Genomic DNA, 17823 nt, shown 5'->3' with positions numbered 1-17823 from the left:
AGTCGCTTTGGATCTTGACTTTAGTATCATCTTTAAATATCTGCCCATTTTGTTGCAAGGGGCAGGTTTAACCATAGAACTGGCAGTAATGGGGATTATTTTTGGTATCGCAATAGGTTTAGTTGCTGCTCTAATGAGGCTATCCCACACGCCACTGCGGTATATTGCTCATTTTTACATTTGGCTGATTCGAGGCACCCCTTTGCTTGTGCAGTTATTTCTCATCTATTTCGGTCTACCACAGGTTGGCATCGAAATTAGTGCCTTTGCATCTTCTGTACTGGGATTGGGGATTAACAGCGGGGCGTATCTCGCCGAGGTTTTCCGGGGGGGAATTGAAGCGATTCCAGAAGGACAAACGGAGGCTTCTTTATCGCTTGGCATGGGGAAATTCTTGACCATGCGCAGGATTATTCTGCCTCAAGCTTTGCGGATAGCGTTACCGTCATTAAGCAATCAGTTTATCATTAGTTTGAAAGATTCATCTCTTTGTTCCGTCATTACCATGGCGGAGCTCCTTCAAACTTCCCAGCGCTTAGCCAGTACAACGTTTGCTTCTCTGGAATTCTACACAGCAGCAGCAGCGTTCTATTTGCTGATGACCACTGTGTTAACGGCTGGTTTACACAGTCTTGAATGGCGATTATCTAAAGAAACCCGATGAAGGGGGTGCTAAACATGAAATTAAACATACAAGAAAAGTCAATGATTGATATTCATGGTCTAATCAAAGACTTCGGTGTAACACGAGTCATTGACGGTATCGATATGACAGTGTCTGAAGGCGAGGTTGTGGTGCTGATCGGAGCGAGTGGTTCAGGAAAGAGTACTTTTCTGCGTTGTTTGAATGGACTGGAGACACTAACCGCGGGAGAAATCGTGATAGAGAGCGTACTCCTCGAAAGGAACCCAAAAAGTCTCAAGCAGATTCGCCGAGAGGTGGGAATGGTGTTCCAGCAATTTAATCTCTTTCCACACTTAACAGTGTTGGGAAATATCATCGAAGCTCCTGTTCATGTGCTTAAACAGCGGAAGAATGATGCAATCCAAGTTGCCCTGGAGTTGCTCACAAAGGTTGGTCTTTCCGACAAACAGGATAGCTTTCCGGGCACGTTATCTGGGGGGCAGGGCCAGAGAGTGGCCATTGCCAGGGCTTTAGCAATGCATCCCAAAATAATGCTTTTTGATGAGCCAACGTCGGCCCTTGATCCTGAGTTGGTTGGAGAAGTTTTAACAGTAATGAAACAGTTGGCAGAAGACGGTATGACCATGATTGTTGTGACCCATGAAATGAGCTTTGCTAAGGAAGTCGCGGACAGAGTGATCTTCATAGACGAAGGCCGGATTGTGGAGCAAGGCCCACCTTCTCAGATTTTTGGTGACCCTCAGGAGGAACGAACCCAGGCTTTCCTCAGTAGGTTTAGTACAAGTATTTAACTACGTCGGGCAAGGAAGTATAAATCCAATTTTTTTGTGAAACGCATTAAAAGGAACAGAAGGACGCTTGGCAGTGCATTGCCAAGCGCCCTTCTGTTTCTATGAAGATAGTTGAAGTGATTTATCAAGAAACTCGTGAATATCCTGAATTAAATATTCGCTTAAACCTATCCCCATACAACTCCCAACGAAGATTAAATCTATCGCTAAACAAAGTTTCCTTTATCGAAAGTTTGTTGTAGGATAGAATAAACGAATCGGAACCAAAAGGGTCATAGGAAAGGTGAAGCATCGATGGATGGAAAGATACTCATCTTGATGATGATGGAAAGATACGGCAATTGATGGATATCCCTAGAAAATGAGGGCTTTGATCCTCAAATTTCACTTGTGAAAGGAAGCAGATTATGAATAGGAATCTTATAATTATAACCTTGAAATACCTGCAAGACGTATAGGAAGATGTATATTTCGTGTAGTGCAGAACAAAAAATCATAGAGATTCCTGATGAAGGAGAAGCGATTGTAGCAGGGTATTGGAGCCATGAACTGGGTTTGTGCTCTCAATCCGTACTTTTAAAATGGAAGAACGGTAAGATTAGTTCTTTGCACCCTTTAGGTCATTTAGAGAGCGGCCCTAACAAAACGCAGTGTTGGGATGACTATTTCCTCTTGCCCGGATGGATCGATGCCCATGTGCATTTAGCATTAGATAGCCTTGATTTTTATCAGTGCTTGGAAAATTGGACTCAGCCTTCTTTAATCGAGGAAAACATGCAACGATTTTTACAACGCTATTTGGAGAGAGGTATTGTGGCAATACGAGATGGCGGTGACTTGTCAGGCTTTTCTTGGAAGGCAAAAGTTATGGTAACTGAAGGCGTTTGGTTAGGGCCACGGGTTATATCGGTGCATGAGGCCGTGAATCGAGCGGGAATGTATGGGCGTTTTCTGGGTCGTGGCTTCAAGGATATTTTAGAGTGGCAGGGAAACGAAAGGGATTTTTTCGATCAAGGTCTAGATCAACTTAAAGTCGTCGTCACAGGACTGATACGTTTTGATGAGTTTCAAAAGGTTGGTTCAACTCAGTGGACGGTTAAGGATCTAACAAAGCTCGTCGAGTCGGCCCATGGACGAGGAATACCTGTCATGGCCCATGCCAGTGGAGAAGAGGGAATTTCGGTGGCCATTGCGGCGAGGGTAGATTCAATTGAACACGGTTATTATATGACGACGGGACAACTTGAGCGGATGAGAGAAAAAGGAATTGCTTGGGTCCCCACAGTTGCACCGATCGGGAATCTCTTAAAATATCCAACCGATCGTTATTCAAGCCATGAAATCGAGACATTGAAACGGATTCTGGAGGGACACCTTGCCAAAATCCAGGAGGCCTATAAGATGAACGTTCGAATAGGGGTGGGCACAGATGCTGGAGCTTATCAAGTACCTCATGCCGAGAGCCTGTATGATGAGATGAACTGGATGATTCAGGCAGGAATTCCGAGGTTGGAAGTCTGCCGAATGGCAATTCATGAAAATGCTCAGATTCTCGGTAGCCCTGAATTGGGGAGGTTAGACGTCGGAACCCCCATGAGCTTACTTCAGCTTGCTGAAAGAAATGTTTTCGCCAAAGAAAATAAGTCGTTCGTAATTTGACCAACACGTGGATAGACAAGAACAGAAGAAACCTGTCCATCTGTTTGAAGCGATTAAAGGATCAATTTATACCCTCCGAAAAAGCAGAATGAAAGAACTAGTGAGGTAATCAATATGATATTAGGAAGAAGTATCGAACTATGGCAGCAAGAATATCCATTGCTTACTCAAATGATTAATACTACTGAAGTATTCTGGACCAATCCGAACTACAAGGATTATACTGATGCCATTTCAAAGATTCCACTAACAGAAGAGGATGTATTGGGGGCGGAGGCGCGATTTAAAAGATTTGCACCCTACATAGCAAAAGTATTTCCGGAAACAAAAGAGAGGGACGGAATTATCGAGTCGCCTACTATAAAAATTCCACGTATGAAAGAGCAAATGGAGGAAATGTTTAACCAAAAAATGATATGTGAAAATATGTTGCTTAAGTGTGACAGTCATCTCGCTATTTCAGGGTCAATCAAGGCCCGGGGCGGAATTTATGAGGTGCTAAAACATGCTGAAGATTTAGCGTTTGAATTTGGGATGCTTTCCATCGAAGATGACTATTTGATCTTAGACAGTGATAAATTTAAAGAATTCTTTGCCCGCTATACTATAGTAGTTGGCTCTACCGGGAATTTAGGGTTAAGTATAGGTATAATGAGTGCTAAGTTAGGCTTCAAGGTAACAGTGCACATGTCAGCAGAGGCAAAGCAATGGAAAAAAGACATTCTCAGAAGTATAGGGGTTACTGTGATTGAATATCTGTCCGACTACAGCAAAGCAGTTGAGGAAGGTAGAAAGCAGGCAGAGAAAGATCCTGTAAGCTATTTTGTAGATGATGAGAATTCTAAAAGTTTATTCTTAGGATATGCTGTTGCAGCACTAAGACTAAGAGAGCAGCTTAAAGATTTAGAAGTTGTGGTAGATGAAACCCACCCGTTGTTTGTATACCTTCCGTGTGGTGTGGGAGGAGGACCTGGAGGAGTAGCATTCGGACTAAAACTTATCTATAAAAATCTTGTGCATTGCTTCTTTGCTGAGCCCACTCACTCTCCTTGTATGTTGTTAGGATGCATGACAGGGAAACATGATAAAGTATGCGTCCAAGACTTCGGAATTGACAACAACACTGCTGCAGACGGACTCGCTGTAGGCAGAGCGTCGAGATTTGTGGGGAAGACAATGGGGGATTTATTAAGCGGGATTTATACTGTAAACGATAATATGCTCTATAGAATGTTAAGTGCTTTGGCAGATACAGAAGGGATTTACCTTGAACCTTCAGCATTGGCGGGTGCTCCAGGTGTGTTTAATTTGTTCATGACGGAAGCAGGTCAACAATATATTAAAGATCAAGAGTTGAACAGTAAAATGCAGAATGCCTCTCATATTATCTGGGCAACTGGTGGCAATATGGTGCCCAAAGCAGAAATGAATGATTATTACCGAAAAGGTGTCGGATTGGTTTAAAATCTACACACAGACCTTGCCTAGAAAATAGGGCAGTCCAGGAAGGATAAAGAGATTTAACCTAGAATTAAGGAGAAAGAAGACTTATTTAAGGAGTGATATTAAATGTCACAACTAGACAATCCTCTAGCAATTTATAAGTTACTCCCAAAATCAAATTGCAAACTATGTGGGCTAGCGACATGCTTAGCGTTTGCTGCTGCAGTGATAAAGGGAGATAAACGTCTTGATGAATGCCTTCATCTGGAAAGCAATATCATTGAGGAACTAAATAGAAATATTGTCAGACAACCAACTCCAGAAGAGCAATTGATGCAAATACTCGAACCGTTGAAAAGAGAATTTGCTTCAATAGATTTTGCTGCATCTGTGAAACGATTAGGGGCCACGCTTTCAGGTGATAAGTTGACAATTAAGATTCTTGGAAAGGACTTTACGGTTGATTCCGAGGGGAATATTATATCTGACTGCCATATTATCGTTTGGGTGATGGTACCCTTACTCAATTATATTATCTATAGTGTCGGAAATGAGCTTTCTGGAAAATGGGTTCCGTTCAGGGAACTAAGTAAGGAGACTGTATGGGGTTCATATTTTGAACACAAGTTCGAAAAACCATTAAAACAACTTACGGATACCCATCCGGATTTGATCGAGGACATGATTTGTATTTTTGGCGGCAAGCAAGTGGAAAATAGTTTTTCCTCAGATATTTCCCTTGTATTGCACCCTTTGCCAAAGGTTCCAATGCTCATTTGTTACACCAAACCAGAAGAGGACCTAGAATCCAAGCTGAATGTCTTTTTTGATTCGTCAGCGGAAGACAATCTCAACATTGATTCACTCTATCGGCTTTGCGTTGGGCTCTTGATGATGTTTCAAAAGATTACTTCCAGGCACATTAGGTCGTGAAGCAGTGAAAATAACTGAACGTATAGAAGGAGATTTTAATATATGGAGACTTATTTTGCGGGGCTAGAGCTACAACAAATCCTGATCCTGGGTTTAGGGATCGTTGTCGTGGGTTTTGTGCTGAAAAAGCTATTTAAATTGGCGATAACTATAGTGCTTATTCTTGCTTTTGTTTATTATGGATTACCGATAATCCAGACTGTGATTGCTAAGTAAGAGATAAGAACTTTGAGTCTTAGTAAATGGAGGACAAGAATGAATTTTATTGGTAACATTATATGGTTATTATTTGGAGGGATCATTGCAGCAATCGTATGGTTTTTAGCAGGATTAATTTTGTGTGTAACGATAATTGGAATACCGTTTGGGCTTCAGTGCTTCAAGATTGCTATATTCGTATTGTGGCCTTTTGGAAGAGAAATAGAACTTGGAAATTTCGGAGCAGGCGGATTAATTTTTAATATCATTTGGCTCATAGTTTTTGGCTGGGAGCTTGCTATAACTCATCTAGTTATTGGTGCAGTTTTTTGTATAACAATTATCGGTATTCCGTTTGGACTACAGCATTTTAAATTTGCCCAACTTGGGCTCTTACCGTTTGGGGCGAGAATACACTAGGAAAAAATGGGGATAGATACGTTGTTTGCTGTTTTGCATTTGTTGGAGGTGGTGTCACAATGCCATCACTTCATCATGCACGCATAACTGACAAAGCATTTCCGAAGATCATGAAGATAGAAAGAACTTATTTGGAAAGCTAAATGGGTGAAAAATACATGAAAATAGTTGCAATAGGAGATTCGATTACGGAAGGGTATCCTTTTAGCAATCAGGAGTCTTGGGTGGAACATTTAGCCCAAGCAGTGAAATGCCAGGTTTTAAACGAAGGAATATGCGGAGATTTCACGGGCGGTATGCGTACGCGGTTCCAACGGGATGTTATTGAGCATACTCCGACCCATGTGATTATTCTTGGTGGGGCTAACGATGCTTACGAAAAAATCCATTTGGCTAGTGTAAGCGCAAATTTCAAAGCAATGGAGGAATGTTGTAGGCAAAACAAGATTACCCCTATCTTTGGATTACCGACTCCGTCCTTATTACTTGAAGAAGAACAGATCCTGATTAAATATAGGAATTGGTTGAAAAGCTATGCGACTGAAAAAGGCATTATTTCAGTTGATTTTTATACCCCATTCATGGATAGGTTGATAGTCGGGCAGGGTGCTCAACTATTCGTTGACGAAGTTCATCCAAGTATCGAGGGTTATAATTTGATGGGAGAAGTGGCTGTCCGAAGCTTGGAACAGTCAACTTTATCTTATTTGTTCTAGGTAATTTGAGAGGCTTTTTTGCTATCAAGGTCATATTACGCCACAAAAACCAGAAAAGCCACGGCATTGCCGGGGCTTTTCTGGCTAATTTTGGTCTGTTCTATCTAGTCTAGATAAATACTTTTCAAAGCATGTAGGGTAGCGTGGAATTCCTCATGCTTATTCGGGCCGACTTCATTTTCTTCAATCCTTGTGAACTCAGCTTCCATTGCTACCATTTTCTCTGCAGACAATACGCGTTCAGCCATGACATAGAGTACGTTATTTTCTTTGTCAATGTGAGAAGTTAATAGCTTACCATATTTGTGGGCATTTTTGATAATTTCGGATATAGAACTTTCTTTGCCAACGCGATAGCCTTCAACTCCACTTCTTAAGCCCTGGACAAGACTGCGTCCTTGCTCGTGCTCATAGAGCATAGTGGCAATCGGACCGCCCTCTCGAGGAATACCAGCTGCTTCCATGGCAGGGAAGAGAACCTTTTCCTCCTTGCTATGATGACATTTGTCAACAAAAACAGCAAGGAATTCAAGAATTTGGTCTAAATGTATTAATTCTACGGTTTGACCTGACTTTAAGAGAGATGTTATCTGGTCTATAATTCGGATTGTTAGCAAAACCGCCTCGTGTTCATTTTTTAACTCTTTTATAACGGTCATAGTAATAGCACCATCCTTTTGTTTATATAAGCAGGGGATTATTTAAATTTGGTCTTGGTCTAAGATTCATCCGATCGTGAGACTCCCCCTATACAAGGGGGAGTGGTACCCCTGTGCCGCTTTGGTGGGGGTAAAGTCCTCTTTCGAAGTCTCGATGATCACCTTTAGTTGAAACGAGTTCACTAACTTTAAATATAGGATAACAAATTCCACTGACTATTTATGTGACTACCGTCACGAAGTGGAGGTGATTTGGAGGGAAATCAGGAGTATTAGCAACTCATGATTCTGCGATTATCTTTACAAAAGTTAGCAGGAACTTTGGAAAACCTGTTGAATGCTAAATAAGGGCCTGGTTATGAAGGAGGGATTTTATGAAATATGAATGGCTTGATGAATATTGCCTTTCTAAGAAAGGAGCCCAAAAAGACTTTAAAGTAGATTGGAACGCAACGAGATATCTCATTGGTGGAAAGATGTTCGCCATGCAAGGTGGAGACAAAGATCATAAACCAATCATTACGTTGAAATGTGATCCTCTATTTACGCGATCTTTGAGAGACCAATATCAACATATTGTAGCAGGTTATTATATGAACAAAGAACACTGGAACTCAATGTATTTAGAGGGTGATGTGCCTGATAATATTTTAAGACAGATGATAGATATGTCCTATGAATTGGTATTAGGAAAACTAGGTAAGAAAACAGTAAAAGAAATTAATGAAGGAACGAATGTAGGATGAACTTAGATTTAATTCAAGTTAACCAAGAAACGTGTATCCACTGTGGTTTCTGTGTTGATGTTTGCCCTACGGTATTTATCACTATGGGGGATCAGGGACCACAGGTTACTGGGCAGAACTGTATTGCCTGTGGTCACTGCGTGGCTGTTTGTCCAGTGGAGGCGTTGGATAACGCGAAAACGCCTCTCAGCCAGCAATTGTCACTAGAAAATATGCCAGTCCTAGACGCGGACACGGCAGCTCGTTTTCTCCGCACTAGACGCTCGATTCGCAGTTATAAGCAAGATCCAGTATCACGAGAAAAAATCCTACAGCTTCTCGATATCGCTCGGCTGGCACCGACAGGTGGCAACACCCAGGGCGTCGCGTATCATGTCATTGATAACATTGACACACTGCACAAAATTACTTCTGCAGTAATTGACTGGATGGAAGAACAAGTCCAAAAAGGCTCTTCTTGGGGGCCGTATTATGCTGCGCCAGTGGATAATTACCGTAAAACGGGTAAAGATGTTATTCTGCGAGATGCGCCTTGTCTGATTGTGGGTATAGTGGCGGAAAATTTTCAGTCCCGTGGCCGGGATAATACGCATTTTTCTTTGTCTTACGCCGAGCTATATGCGCCGTCGATCGAATTGGGAACGTGCTGGGCGGGGTTCTTTGAAGCATGTGCAGCTATCGGTTATCAGCCGCTGCTTAACCTCTTAGGACTGCCAGAAAAAAGCGCGGTAACCGGCGGACTGTTGCTGGGATATCCAAAGTATACTTATAAACGGCTCGTAGACAGAAATCCGTTGCAAGTGACCTGGGAAAAATAATTTTAATAGTTGACAAACTTATCTGATAATTGTATATAATATATTAATTAAATAAATCACAATTGAGGAGGAGAAAAGCATGGCTCAAGTGACGGGGGTTGCATGCCCTATTTGTGGTAAAGGTGTACTTAAAATTGATGCACTGGATAAGTTTGGTCACTCTATTGAATCAGCCGAATTAAGCGTGAACATGTTAGGAGAGGTAGAATTCTACGGTGCGGAAGAGCTGACTGGAACTGATAGTGAGTGGATATCCACGACAGCAGTTTGTACTAAATGCGGTGCGGATCTAGAAGTAAACACGGATCATGAGATTACGTGTCCAGTGTCAGCTTCAAATGCAGACGCCAAAGAATATAGAATAGGAAAGTGGGTCAATATTAGAAATTAACCAGTAATAGAATTCGGTTGTCTCGAACAATTGGATACAAAAAAATTGCCTTCTACTACTTGTGAGTAGCGGCAATTTTTTTCGCTATAATTTCGGATTTATGCGTTCGCTCAGTTTTCTTTGACATGCTGCCAGCGGCAAAAGATCGTTTCTAAAAGATCTACGACAATAAATAAACTAACTCCGAGAAGAGCCATCATAATGATTCCGGCAAACATCTCATCTGGGGCAGCGCGGCTCCATGAATCCATAATAAAATAACCTAAGCCTTCAGTCGTAGCAAACGACTCGGCAAAGAATAAAACAGCAATCGCTGTTCCCATGCTCAGGCGAAGAGAGGTCAGAACATCGGGCAAGCTCGCAGGCAAGAGCACGTATCGATAGATTTGAGCTCGGTTTCCACCCAGAGAACGCAGAGAGGAAACCGTTTCAGCAGGTACTTTTCGAACGGCATCGCGTGTTGTCACTAAAATTTGAAAAAAGACGATAAACGTAATTAGAAAAATCTTTGAACCGTCCCCCAGACCTAGAAACAAAAGGATCAAAGGAAGAAAGACAATCTTCGGGATAGGGTAGATTATATAAACCAATGGGGCTAAAAACCGGTCAATTCGCCGTTCATACCCCATAATCAAACCTAGAGGAAGACCAAGGAGTAAGGAGATTAATGTCGATAGGACGACTCGATACGTGCTGACCCAAAGGTGCATCCCAAGGCTCGCTTCGAACAGCAATCGAGCAGTGGCTTTTATAGCTGCCTGAGGTGTAGGTAAAAGGGGAGAATTAAGACTCCAGGCGGCATATTGCCAAAGTGCTAACAAAAATAAAACAGCTCCAAAATACCCAAGGAACTGTCGCTGAAAGCCACTACCTCGTTTAATCATCCCACCATTCCCCCTTCCAAGAGAGAACGAACGTAGCTAGTATTCTGAAAAAATTCCGACGTCTGACGATAGCCACTTTGTCCAACGAGCGGATTCAGTATTTCGCCTATGACATGAGTGGGACGGCCATCCGCCAGCACCAAGATACGGCTACCTAGAAAAACAGCCTCTTCAATACTGTGAGTGACTAAAACAGTGGTTAACTTTTGTTCCTGCCAGATATCCAATAAAAGTATTTGCAATCGTTCACGGGTCAAGGCATCGAGGGCAGACAAAGGCTCATCCATCAAGAGCAGATCCGGTTGTAAGGTTAACACCCGAGCCAAAGCTACTCGTTGTCTTTGCCCTCCACTCAACTGACTTGGGAAATGATGCTTCACTTCCCACAAACCCATTTTGTGGAGTATTTCTTGGACTGCTCCCTGATACAGCCGCTTGGGCATATGCCGAACTCGCAACCCTAAACTCACATTTTGCTCCACAGTAAGCCAAGGAAAGAGCCCATATTCTTGCAGGATAAAGGCTGTTTTCAGCCGAGTACCCATCACCCGCTCCCCCAAAATCCTGAGCTCTCCGCCTGTTGGTCGCAGCAACCCAGCTAATAGATAGAGAAGTGTGCTCTTACCGCAGCCTGATGGGCCTATTAATACTAAGCTTTCTCCTTGTTCAACCTTCAAACTAAAATCGTCATAGACCTTGACCTGTGACGCTCCTTGAACATAAGCTAAATCACAATGGGAAACTTCAATCACAGGTTATTCGCTCCTTATAATCGATATCGGAAATTAGAGACCGGACTCGAGTATTCGAGGTTCGAACCTCGAATACTCGAAATGGAAGGTTTAAAGTAGACACGAACCACGAACCACGAACCACGAACCACGAACCACGAACCACGAACCACGAACCACGAACCACGAACCACGAACCACGATTAGGGTAGAAGAGTGGAATCCACTAAATCTTGATAGCCATAAGCTTGAGGTATGAGCTTTTTATCGACCATCCATTTCATTACACTATTGACTTCTTCCTCGGTTGGAAGTTGAAGTTTCGAGAAGGTAGGTGTTTCATAACTTTCTTTTAAATCAGTTGGAATTTGAGCTTTTTCTAAAAATAAATCGCGATATTGATCGGGATTTTTACTTAACGCCTGTCCAGCAGTGCCATAAACTCGTATGGTAGCTTTAATTCCTTCAGGGTTATCCTTGATGCTTTGGGTTCGAAATAAGAAAACTGTCTGGGAAATATTTCGGTAAGTATCATCGATAATTAGATGAGCCCCTTTGGCTTGAGCTAGCGAAGCTAACGGGTCAGGAAGACAAGCGGCATTGATTTGGTCCGAGAGCAACATGTCAACGCGCACAGGCATCTTAGGGATCGACATCTTCACGACATCGTTTAATAAGATTCCTTTATCCAGCAGCATTTGATCGCTGACATAATCAATAATCGAGTTCTGAGATATCCCTAGGGTCGCACCTTTTAAGCTAGTCAGATCCTTAATATTTGACTTGGGAGACGTTAAAATCGCAAAACGCCCTTCATTGGGAGTTGCCCCGAGCCCGATTGAAGCAATCTTTACATCAGTACCAATTTTCTTTAATAAAGCCACGGCTACCATATCTGCGACTTCCCCATCGATTTGTCCTGCTTGTAAGGCGGTATCTCGTTCCAGGGCACTCGCAAAGCTTATAAGTTCAACCTGAACTCCTTCTTTGGCATAGAGGCCATCTTTTTCCGCAACATAAAACGGCAAATTATCTTCAATAGGCAATACACCAATTTTAACAGTTTTCACTGAGCTTTTTGTTGGTTGATTATTATCAGGGGCCTTAGTTGTAGCGCAACCGGAAACACCGATGGTCAGACTGAGAACAACACTTAAAATAGTAAGCCAATAACTTGATTTTTTCATTAATCTCGATCCCCTATTCATACTAATTATATTCTGTAGCTTAATTTAAATAGTTTCGACAAAAAATATGTGATTCCTCTTTAAAATCTAGGCTTTCTTCATTATGACTTTATTTAACCATGCCATACGGAATCGCATTGAAATTTTACTTAATTCACGTGAATTCCTTATTTTTTACTTTCACATAAGAACATGTGTGGAATTTGCGCTATTATTATTTCCAATAATATCCATAAACCCTTATAGATAGGCTTTTTCGAAGTATGCACAGCTTTACGAAATCCTCATATTTATTACGATTTCGACAAGGTCCATAACGTATAATTACGATACCGGTCGATGTAATTGCTTAAAGAGAATAAAATGTACCGGAATACAGTTAGGCAGGATGATGGCGAATGGGTAAGGAAATTAAAATTATTGTTGCAGATGATAACCGTAACCTTTGTCAAATGTTACAGAACTATCTTCAAGGTCAAGAAGATCTCAACATAGTTGGCGTGGCTTATAATGGTTTAGAAGCTTGGGAGCTTATTCAAACCCAGGGACCAGATTTGATTATTCTTGACGCTGTGATGCCAAATTTAGATGGTTTAAGCGTATTGGAACGAATCAATGCCCGAGCAACCATGATACGTCCTAAAATTATCATGTTAACGGCTTTTGGTCAGGAATCTTTGATGAATCAAGCTATGACACTCGGAGTGGATTACTTTATTTTGAAACCATTTGACCTTGATTTTCTTGCTAAACGGATACGTTCTTTAATGGAGGATATGTCGTCATCCATTCCTGTTCAGTTTACTTCTTCAGACTGTCCAGTAATAACTACCGTGGGAAGTGGGCTCAATCTATTCAGTGAAGTGACCACGATGATGCACCAAATTGGGATCCCTGCTCATGTTAAGGGCTACCAATATATTCGAGATGCAATTCTGATGGTGGTAGAGGATGTTTCCTTATTAGGCGCGGTAACCAAGGAGCTTTATCCTGGCATCGCAAAAAAGCATGATACTGCACCAAGTAGGGTAGAACGCGGAATTCGTCATGCGATAGAGCTTGCGTGGGAACGTGGAAATACTGATACGCTTAAACGGATTTTTGGATATTCTATGGATATCGAACGCCAAAAACCCACTAACTCCGAATTCATTGCACTTCTCGCTGATAAATTTAGAGTAATGGGTAAAGTGAGCTAAGGGCTTGTACCAACGGATGCAGGGTTTTATAAACCAATGAACTTTTAAAAATGGTACTTTAAAGTGCTATAAACAAGGTTCATTAAAACCCATAAACTTTTTGTTCGCTAAACGCTTTCCTTCATACATTAATGGGTATGATGAGGAGGCAATTATGTTAAAGTATTCAAATTTTGACCTGAAAATCGAAGAGTATATGCTGTATTGTTCTAGTCGAAATCTTTCCCCTAAGACACTAAAATCTTATGAAACAACTCTGAAATTATTTTCAAACTATCTCGTCAAAGAACATACGGTTGATGATGTTGAAGATGTAACAAAAAATCATATTCGGCATTATGTAAAATTTCTACAAGAACGTGGAAAATATACTTGCATGGAAGAGAAAGGGAATAATAAGCCTTCTGCTCGAACTGACTTCGGAAAACCAATTAGCGTGAATACTATCAATAATTATGTCAGAAATATTAAGGTTTTTTTCAATTGGTTAGCGGATGAAGATGAAATTGAAAAAAACCCTATGCTGAAAATTAAACTGCTCAAAGGATCAGAACGTATTAAAGCAATGCTTAGTGAAAAAGAAATTAAATCAATCCTAAATTCCTTTAATAAAACTATTTTCAATGAGTATAGGAACTATATTATTACCTTGGTTATTTTGGATACAGGCTGTCGAATCTCTGAATGTTTAGAAATAAAGGTTGATGATGTGAATTTAACTAATCAAGTTGTCGTATTGCGATACACCAAGAACAAAAAGGAACGTCCTGTTTTCTTTTCTCCCAAGTTGAAGAAAGAATTGAATCAATGGCTTAAATATAAAGATCGCTATATGACCAATGATCTTCTTTTCCCAACAAATAGGGGAACGCTACTAGCCATTAATCTCTATGAAAAGGCATTAAGAAAAATAGGTAATGAGTTAAAAATCGAATTATATCCTCATAAATTGCGTGCTAATTTTGCTCAATATTACCTTTTGAACGGTGGAGATATTTTAACTCTTAGTAGAATCTTAGGACATTCAAATTTGGAGGTTACAAAGGTTTATCTTCAATTCGATGATGAAAGTGTAAATCGACAATATCAGAAGTTCAGCCCGTTAAATGGTTTGAATCTTAGATAGAATCACATTTGAATTTCCATACAGAATTAGGGCGAATTTTGCTCAATATTATTTGCTTAATGGTGGTGATCTTTATTCTCTAAGTCGTATTATGGGTCACTACTCTTTAGAAGTAACAAAGGTTTACTTGCAACTGGATAATGAGAGCGTGGATAGGCAACATCTAAAATTTAGCCCACTAACTGGCATTTAACGTATATTAAAGCAAACTCATACCCACCCATTGAATTGAACGTCTTAGAACGTGCTTTGTGTGCGTTACAGTGCAAAATACTCATCCTCTTTCATAGAAAGGATGAGTATTTTTTGTGGCTGAAAAATATTTGTCCTGTGGGAGAGATGCCTTCTAAGGGGTTTTTTTATTGATATTATCACAGAAGATGGTTATAATAAGAACAGATGTTCTATTTGTACCAAATATATGTACTGTGAGGCGAATGAAATGATAGATATATGCATTGATTGTAAACGAAAGACTTATTGCTTAGAACCGTGTGAACAATGGTTAATACAACATGACAAATGCCCAGTGTGCCAAAACAAACTCATACGTTCTGGTGGATGCACAGAATGTATCACTGGAGATTGGGCAAGGTGTGGTTGACATGAGAATAATTATGGAATCATGGTTCTTATGAGTCAACGAATTATATTCCATATTGATGTAAATTCTGCGTATTTGTCATGGGAGGCTGTTCACAGACTTCAGCATGGTGATCCATTAGACTTAAGAACTGTACCTTCTGTGATTGGTGGAGATCCAGTGACTCGTCATGGCATAGTATTAACAAAATCAATTCCTGCTAAGAAATTTAATATTCAAACAGGTGAGAGTATTTTCAGTGCTAGTGCAAAATGCCCAGAGTTAATTATCGTTAGACCCAATTATTCTTTATATATGCAATGCTCTAAAGCCTTTGGTGATATTCTCCGTGAATATTCACCTGTAATCGAGCAGTATTCAATAGATGAGTATTTTGTGGACTTTAGCAACATGCAATGTCTATATAAAGAACCAGTTGAAACGGCATATACAATCAAAAATCGAATTAAGAATGAGCTAGGTTTTACTGTTAATATCGGCATTAGTACGAACAAAATCCTAGCTAAAATGGCATCAGAATTAAAGAAACCTGATAAGGTTCATACTATCTTCCCAGATGAAATTGCAACAAAGATGTGGGTCTTACCCATCGAAGAATTGTTCATGGTTGGACGGGCTACTGCGAAGAAGTTAAGGAGCAGAGCTATTACTACAATTGGTGATCTTGCTAATTATGACCCCAAGCTTATCAAATTATTTCTGATGAGCCACGGTATGCTCGTCTGGAATTACGCTAACGGAATTGAGTACAGTCCAGTAAGAGAAAATCGCAGACCCATGATTAAAGGCATTGGCAACTCCACAACAATTGCCTTTGATGTAGAGGATAAAGGGGCTGCACATTTGGTCTTGTTGTCATTGACCGAGACAGTATCCGCAAGGTTAAGGCAATCAGGTTATTGTGCTAGGTTGGTATCTGTTTCGCTAAAAACTAATGAATTCTATTCTTGTTCTCACCAGAGGAAGATCCTCTCTGCAATTGATTGTACTAACGCCATTCATGAAATTGCTTGCGAATTGTTTGATGAGCTTTGGACAGGTGAACCTGTTCGACATTTAGGAGTTCGTGTTTCCGAACTATGTCAGAATGATTTTTATCAGTTAGCATTATTCGAGAAAGACTATGTTAAGCAACGTGCAGTGGATCAAGCCGTTGATTCTTTACGTTCAAGGTTTGGTAATGGTTCAGTGTTTAGATCTTCATTTTTGAATAGCGGAGTTCGCTTCAGCAGTGGAGGGACAATGGATGATGAGGAATATCCGATGATGAGTAGTCTATTGTAACTTTATGAACCAGTTAAGGTAACGGATGAGTTGTTAGCTTTGTACGTGCTTGGAGGCTTTGTAACATCCCCAGGTGTTTCTCAGAAACAAAATATAATCCTGATGATTCAGAAAAGCCCTCACAGCGTCTTCATAACTCTTGTGAGGGCTTTTTTCAGGGAAAATTGACCATCAGAGAGGTTTAGTCCTGTGTGTTGTTTCCCCAAGAATTTCTGTTGCTTAAGTTCTAATGTTGAGAGAAATAGTCTAATTATCTCTCTAACAACAGTCGGATTTATAAATTGCTATCCTACCATTAGGACCTCATGGACAAGCCTATAATCACGAAGGACTATAAAAACACCCTTTGTTGACAATTAGTCACCAAGATGTTATTATATCTTGTAGACAAAAAGTAAACAAGAAACGGGTGATGACAATGGTGTTAAGAGAGCTCAGGAAAATTTATAAAATCAGTATGCAAGAGTTAGCCGACGCCATAGGCGTTAGTAAACAATTAATTGGGCAAATCGAGAAGGGTAATAGGATAATTACTGATGATGTATTAAATAAATTGGTTGAGTACTTTGGGCTCAATAAAAATCTTCCGAATGATTATAGAGGCTTTTTACTTAAGGATAAAATGGACGACATTGAGGATTCCAAGGTGAGAATTGTTAAAATTAACAAAGAAGTTGAAGAAATCGAAACTGAAGTTACTGACCCTGATACAGGTGAAAAGTATATTAGTCATCACAGAATTATCGATGAGTCGGATTACATAATCCGAAAATATAAACTCAGTAAAGCCATGTTAACTAAAAAAATTGAAGGCAGATTAAGTGGCATTATTGAAAATTGCATGAAAGAACAAGAGGATAACTATGGAGTGACATCTGTCTCTTACGAAAAAGCCCTTTTAGAAGCAGAAGCAAAAGTAAACTTCTTTGAAGAAATTATAAACTTAGATTCAAAAGCTGACCAAAATATTTTCAGTAAGGTTGTAAGGGCATTGTCAATAGCTACCAATGGCGGGTTTGATTCAGACATTTTCACGAATAATCTCGTTGAATTAATCAGGAAAGAGATGAAACCAGTGGCGACTCAAAAAAGTTTACAAAGATAGCGGAGATGATCATGTGTCATAGGCATTCAACGGACTTGTAGAAACAACAGACTTGTAGAAACAACAGACTGAAGGGGGGGATTACGGCGAAATGTGTAACTTATTGAAGGAGGTGATGAATGGAAAAAGTTATTCAGCAAACCTGGCGAAGTTATGTGGTTAAATGATCAATGGTGATGAGATACACTCACATGCAAATAAGTCCAAGGCGAGATCATAGGATACTGATATTGAGTACATAGAGAGACTATCTTTCAGTAAGAAGTGCATAGACGTATAATGC

General features: G+C 40.4%; 19 protein-coding genes. 15 read left to right on the top strand and 4 right to left on the bottom strand.

Going from position 1 to position 17823, the window contains the following annotated elements; genetic code table 11:
- Positions 1 to 7: 7 nt before the first annotated feature.
- From E4K67_RS04375 to E4K67_RS04345, 8 genes are all read left to right on the top strand, one after another.
- Positions 8 to 664 (top strand): amino acid ABC transporter permease, encoded by a 657-nt coding sequence (locus tag E4K67_RS04375; RefSeq protein WP_135545221.1) that lies wholly within the window; start codon positions 8 to 10, stop codon positions 662 to 664.
- A gap of 41 nt (positions 665 to 705) precedes the next feature.
- A complete protein-coding gene (locus E4K67_RS04370; RefSeq protein ID WP_135545878.1) occupies positions 706 to 1437 on the top strand; it encodes an amino acid ABC transporter ATP-binding protein in 732 nt (243 codons plus the stop codon).
- 462 nt (positions 1438 to 1899) lie between these two features.
- Entirely contained in the window at positions 1900 to 3096 is a 1197-nt protein-coding gene (locus E4K67_RS04365) for an amidohydrolase family protein (protein WP_135545220.1), read from the top strand.
- Between the two features lie 114 nt (positions 3097 to 3210).
- On the top strand, positions 3211 to 4560 hold the full coding sequence (locus E4K67_RS04360; protein WP_135545219.1) for a D-serine ammonia-lyase: 1350 nt from the start codon (positions 3211 to 3213) through the stop codon (positions 4558 to 4560).
- Between the two features lie 105 nt (positions 4561 to 4665).
- Positions 4666 to 5472 carry a DUF3786 domain-containing protein gene (locus E4K67_RS04355; protein WP_135545218.1) on the top strand — a complete coding sequence of 269 codons (807 nt, stop codon included), beginning with the start codon at positions 4666 to 4668 and terminating at the stop codon, positions 5470 to 5472.
- Between the two features lie 42 nt (positions 5473 to 5514).
- Positions 5515 to 5688, top strand: a complete 174-nt coding sequence (locus E4K67_RS30065; protein WP_199242465.1) for a hypothetical protein — start codon at positions 5515 to 5517, stop codon at positions 5686 to 5688.
- A 39-nt stretch (positions 5689 to 5727) separates the two neighbouring features.
- On the top strand, positions 5728 to 6090 hold the full coding sequence (locus E4K67_RS04350; RefSeq protein WP_135545217.1) for a YccF domain-containing protein: 363 nt from the start codon (positions 5728 to 5730) through the stop codon (positions 6088 to 6090).
- Positions 6091 to 6248: 158 nt separating this feature from the next.
- The gene (locus E4K67_RS04345; protein ID WP_135545216.1) at positions 6249 to 6806 is read left to right on the top strand and encodes a GDSL-type esterase/lipase family protein; all 558 of its coding nucleotides are present in this window, start codon (positions 6249 to 6251) and stop codon (positions 6804 to 6806) included.
- 104 nt (positions 6807 to 6910) lie between these two features.
- On the opposite strand, the gene E4K67_RS04340 is transcribed toward E4K67_RS04345, so the two are convergent.
- The gene (locus E4K67_RS04340; RefSeq protein ID WP_135545215.1) at positions 6911 to 7465 is read right to left on the bottom strand and encodes a hemerythrin domain-containing protein; all 555 of its coding nucleotides are present in this window, start codon (positions 7463 to 7465) and stop codon (positions 6911 to 6913) included.
- Between the two features lie 374 nt (positions 7466 to 7839).
- Between E4K67_RS04340 and E4K67_RS04335 the strand changes: the two genes are divergently transcribed.
- The 3 genes from E4K67_RS04335 to E4K67_RS04325 all read left to right on the top strand — a co-directional run bounded on the left by E4K67_RS04335 (position 7840) and on the right by E4K67_RS04325 (position 9420).
- The gene (locus E4K67_RS04335) at positions 7840 to 8211 is read left to right on the top strand and encodes an MmcQ/YjbR family DNA-binding protein (protein ID WP_135545214.1); all 372 of its coding nucleotides are present in this window, start codon (positions 7840 to 7842) and stop codon (positions 8209 to 8211) included.
- Positions 8208 to 9029, top strand: a complete 822-nt coding sequence (locus E4K67_RS04330; RefSeq protein WP_135545213.1) for a nitroreductase family protein — start codon at positions 8208 to 8210, stop codon at positions 9027 to 9029. Before E4K67_RS04335 ends, E4K67_RS04330 begins: the two co-directional genes overlap by 4 nt.
- 79 nt (positions 9030 to 9108) lie before the next feature.
- Complete coding sequence (locus E4K67_RS04325; protein ID WP_135545212.1) at positions 9109 to 9420, top strand: hypothetical protein; 312 nt, start codon at positions 9109 to 9111, stop codon at positions 9418 to 9420.
- Positions 9421 to 9530: 110 nt separating this feature from the next.
- On the opposite strand, the gene E4K67_RS04320 is transcribed toward E4K67_RS04325, so the two are convergent.
- The 3 genes from E4K67_RS04320 to E4K67_RS04310 all read right to left on the bottom strand — a co-directional run bounded on the left by E4K67_RS04320 (position 9531) and on the right by E4K67_RS04310 (position 12222).
- Positions 9531 to 10304, bottom strand: coding sequence for an ABC transporter permease (locus E4K67_RS04320; protein ID WP_135545211.1), 774 nt, complete (start codon positions 10302 to 10304; stop codon positions 9531 to 9533).
- Entirely contained in the window at positions 10301 to 11056 is a 756-nt protein-coding gene (locus E4K67_RS04315) for an ABC transporter ATP-binding protein (RefSeq protein WP_135545210.1), read from the bottom strand. Before E4K67_RS04315 ends, E4K67_RS04320 begins: the two co-directional genes overlap by 4 nt.
- A 182-nt stretch (positions 11057 to 11238) precedes the next feature.
- Positions 11239 to 12222: an ABC transporter substrate-binding protein gene (locus E4K67_RS04310; protein WP_135545209.1), complete on the bottom strand. Its 984-nt coding sequence runs from the start codon at positions 12220 to 12222 to the stop codon at positions 11239 to 11241.
- A 398-nt stretch (positions 12223 to 12620) separates the two neighbouring features.
- Here E4K67_RS04310 and spo0A point away from each other — a divergent pair, with 398 nt between their 5' ends.
- The 4 genes from spo0A (at position 12621) to E4K67_RS04290 (ending at position 17540) form a co-directional block, all read left to right on the top strand.
- Positions 12621 to 13421 (top strand): sporulation transcription factor Spo0A, encoded by an 801-nt coding sequence (spo0A, locus tag E4K67_RS04305; RefSeq protein ID WP_135545208.1) that lies wholly within the window; start codon positions 12621 to 12623, stop codon positions 13419 to 13421.
- Positions 13422 to 13575: 154 nt separating this feature from the next.
- Positions 13576 to 14547, top strand: a complete 972-nt coding sequence (locus tag E4K67_RS04300; protein WP_135545207.1) for a tyrosine-type recombinase/integrase — start codon at positions 13576 to 13578, stop codon at positions 14545 to 14547.
- Between the two features lie 634 nt (positions 14548 to 15181).
- Entirely contained in the window at positions 15182 to 16435 is a 1254-nt protein-coding gene (locus E4K67_RS04295) for a DNA polymerase Y family protein (RefSeq protein ID WP_135545206.1), read from the top strand.
- A 418-nt stretch (positions 16436 to 16853) separates the two neighbouring features.
- Entirely contained in the window at positions 16854 to 17540 is a 687-nt protein-coding gene (locus tag E4K67_RS04290; RefSeq protein WP_206752180.1) for a helix-turn-helix domain-containing protein, read from the top strand.
- Positions 17541 to 17823 lie beyond the last annotated feature (283 nt).

Source organism: Desulfosporosinus fructosivorans (assembly GCF_004766045.1).
Classification (GTDB): domain Bacteria; phylum Bacillota; class Desulfitobacteriia; order Desulfitobacteriales; family Desulfitobacteriaceae; genus Desulfosporosinus; species Desulfosporosinus fructosivorans.
The sequence above is the reverse complement of the archived record's forward strand: the minus strand, read 5'-3'. Positions and strand labels throughout refer to the sequence as shown.

Excerpts from the sequence above, each read along its gene's own strand:
- E4K67_RS04370 (WP_135545878.1), top strand. The coding sequence starts at position 706 with ATGATTGATATTCATGGTCTAATCAAAGACTTCGGTGTAACACGAGTC.
- E4K67_RS04365 (WP_135545220.1), top strand. The coding sequence starts at position 1,900 with ATGTATATTTCGTGTAGTGCAGAACAAAAAATCATAGAGATTCCTGAT.
- E4K67_RS04360 (WP_135545219.1), top strand. The coding sequence starts at position 3,211 with ATGATATTAGGAAGAAGTATCGAACTATGGCAGCAAGAATATCCATTG.
- E4K67_RS04355 (WP_135545218.1), top strand. The coding sequence starts at position 4,666 with ATGTCACAACTAGACAATCCTCTAGCAATTTATAAGTTACTCCCAAAA.
- E4K67_RS30065 (WP_199242465.1), top strand. The coding sequence starts at position 5,515 with ATGGAGACTTATTTTGCGGGGCTAGAGCTACAACAAATCCTGATCCTG.
- E4K67_RS04350 (WP_135545217.1), top strand. The coding sequence starts at position 5,728 with ATGAATTTTATTGGTAACATTATATGGTTATTATTTGGAGGGATCATT.
- E4K67_RS04345 (WP_135545216.1), top strand. The coding sequence starts at position 6,249 with ATGAAAATAGTTGCAATAGGAGATTCGATTACGGAAGGGTATCCTTTT.
- E4K67_RS04340 (WP_135545215.1), bottom strand. The coding sequence starts at position 7,465 with ATGACCGTTATAAAAGAGTTAAAAAATGAACACGAGGCGGTTTTGCTA.
- E4K67_RS04335 (WP_135545214.1), top strand. The coding sequence starts at position 7,840 with ATGAAATATGAATGGCTTGATGAATATTGCCTTTCTAAGAAAGGAGCC.
- E4K67_RS04330 (WP_135545213.1), top strand. The coding sequence starts at position 8,208 with ATGAACTTAGATTTAATTCAAGTTAACCAAGAAACGTGTATCCACTGT.
- E4K67_RS04325 (WP_135545212.1), top strand. The coding sequence starts at position 9,109 with ATGGCTCAAGTGACGGGGGTTGCATGCCCTATTTGTGGTAAAGGTGTA.
- E4K67_RS04320 (WP_135545211.1), bottom strand. The coding sequence starts at position 10,304 with ATGATTAAACGAGGTAGTGGCTTTCAGCGACAGTTCCTTGGGTATTTT.
- E4K67_RS04310 (WP_135545209.1), bottom strand. The coding sequence starts at position 12,222 with ATGAAAAAATCAAGTTATTGGCTTACTATTTTAAGTGTTGTTCTCAGT.
- spo0A (WP_135545208.1), top strand. The coding sequence starts at position 12,621 with ATGGGTAAGGAAATTAAAATTATTGTTGCAGATGATAACCGTAACCTT.
- E4K67_RS04300 (WP_135545207.1), top strand. The coding sequence starts at position 13,576 with ATGTTAAAGTATTCAAATTTTGACCTGAAAATCGAAGAGTATATGCTG.
- E4K67_RS04295 (WP_135545206.1), top strand. The coding sequence starts at position 15,182 with ATGAGTCAACGAATTATATTCCATATTGATGTAAATTCTGCGTATTTG.
- E4K67_RS04290 (WP_206752180.1), top strand. The coding sequence starts at position 16,854 with ATGGTGTTAAGAGAGCTCAGGAAAATTTATAAAATCAGTATGCAAGAG.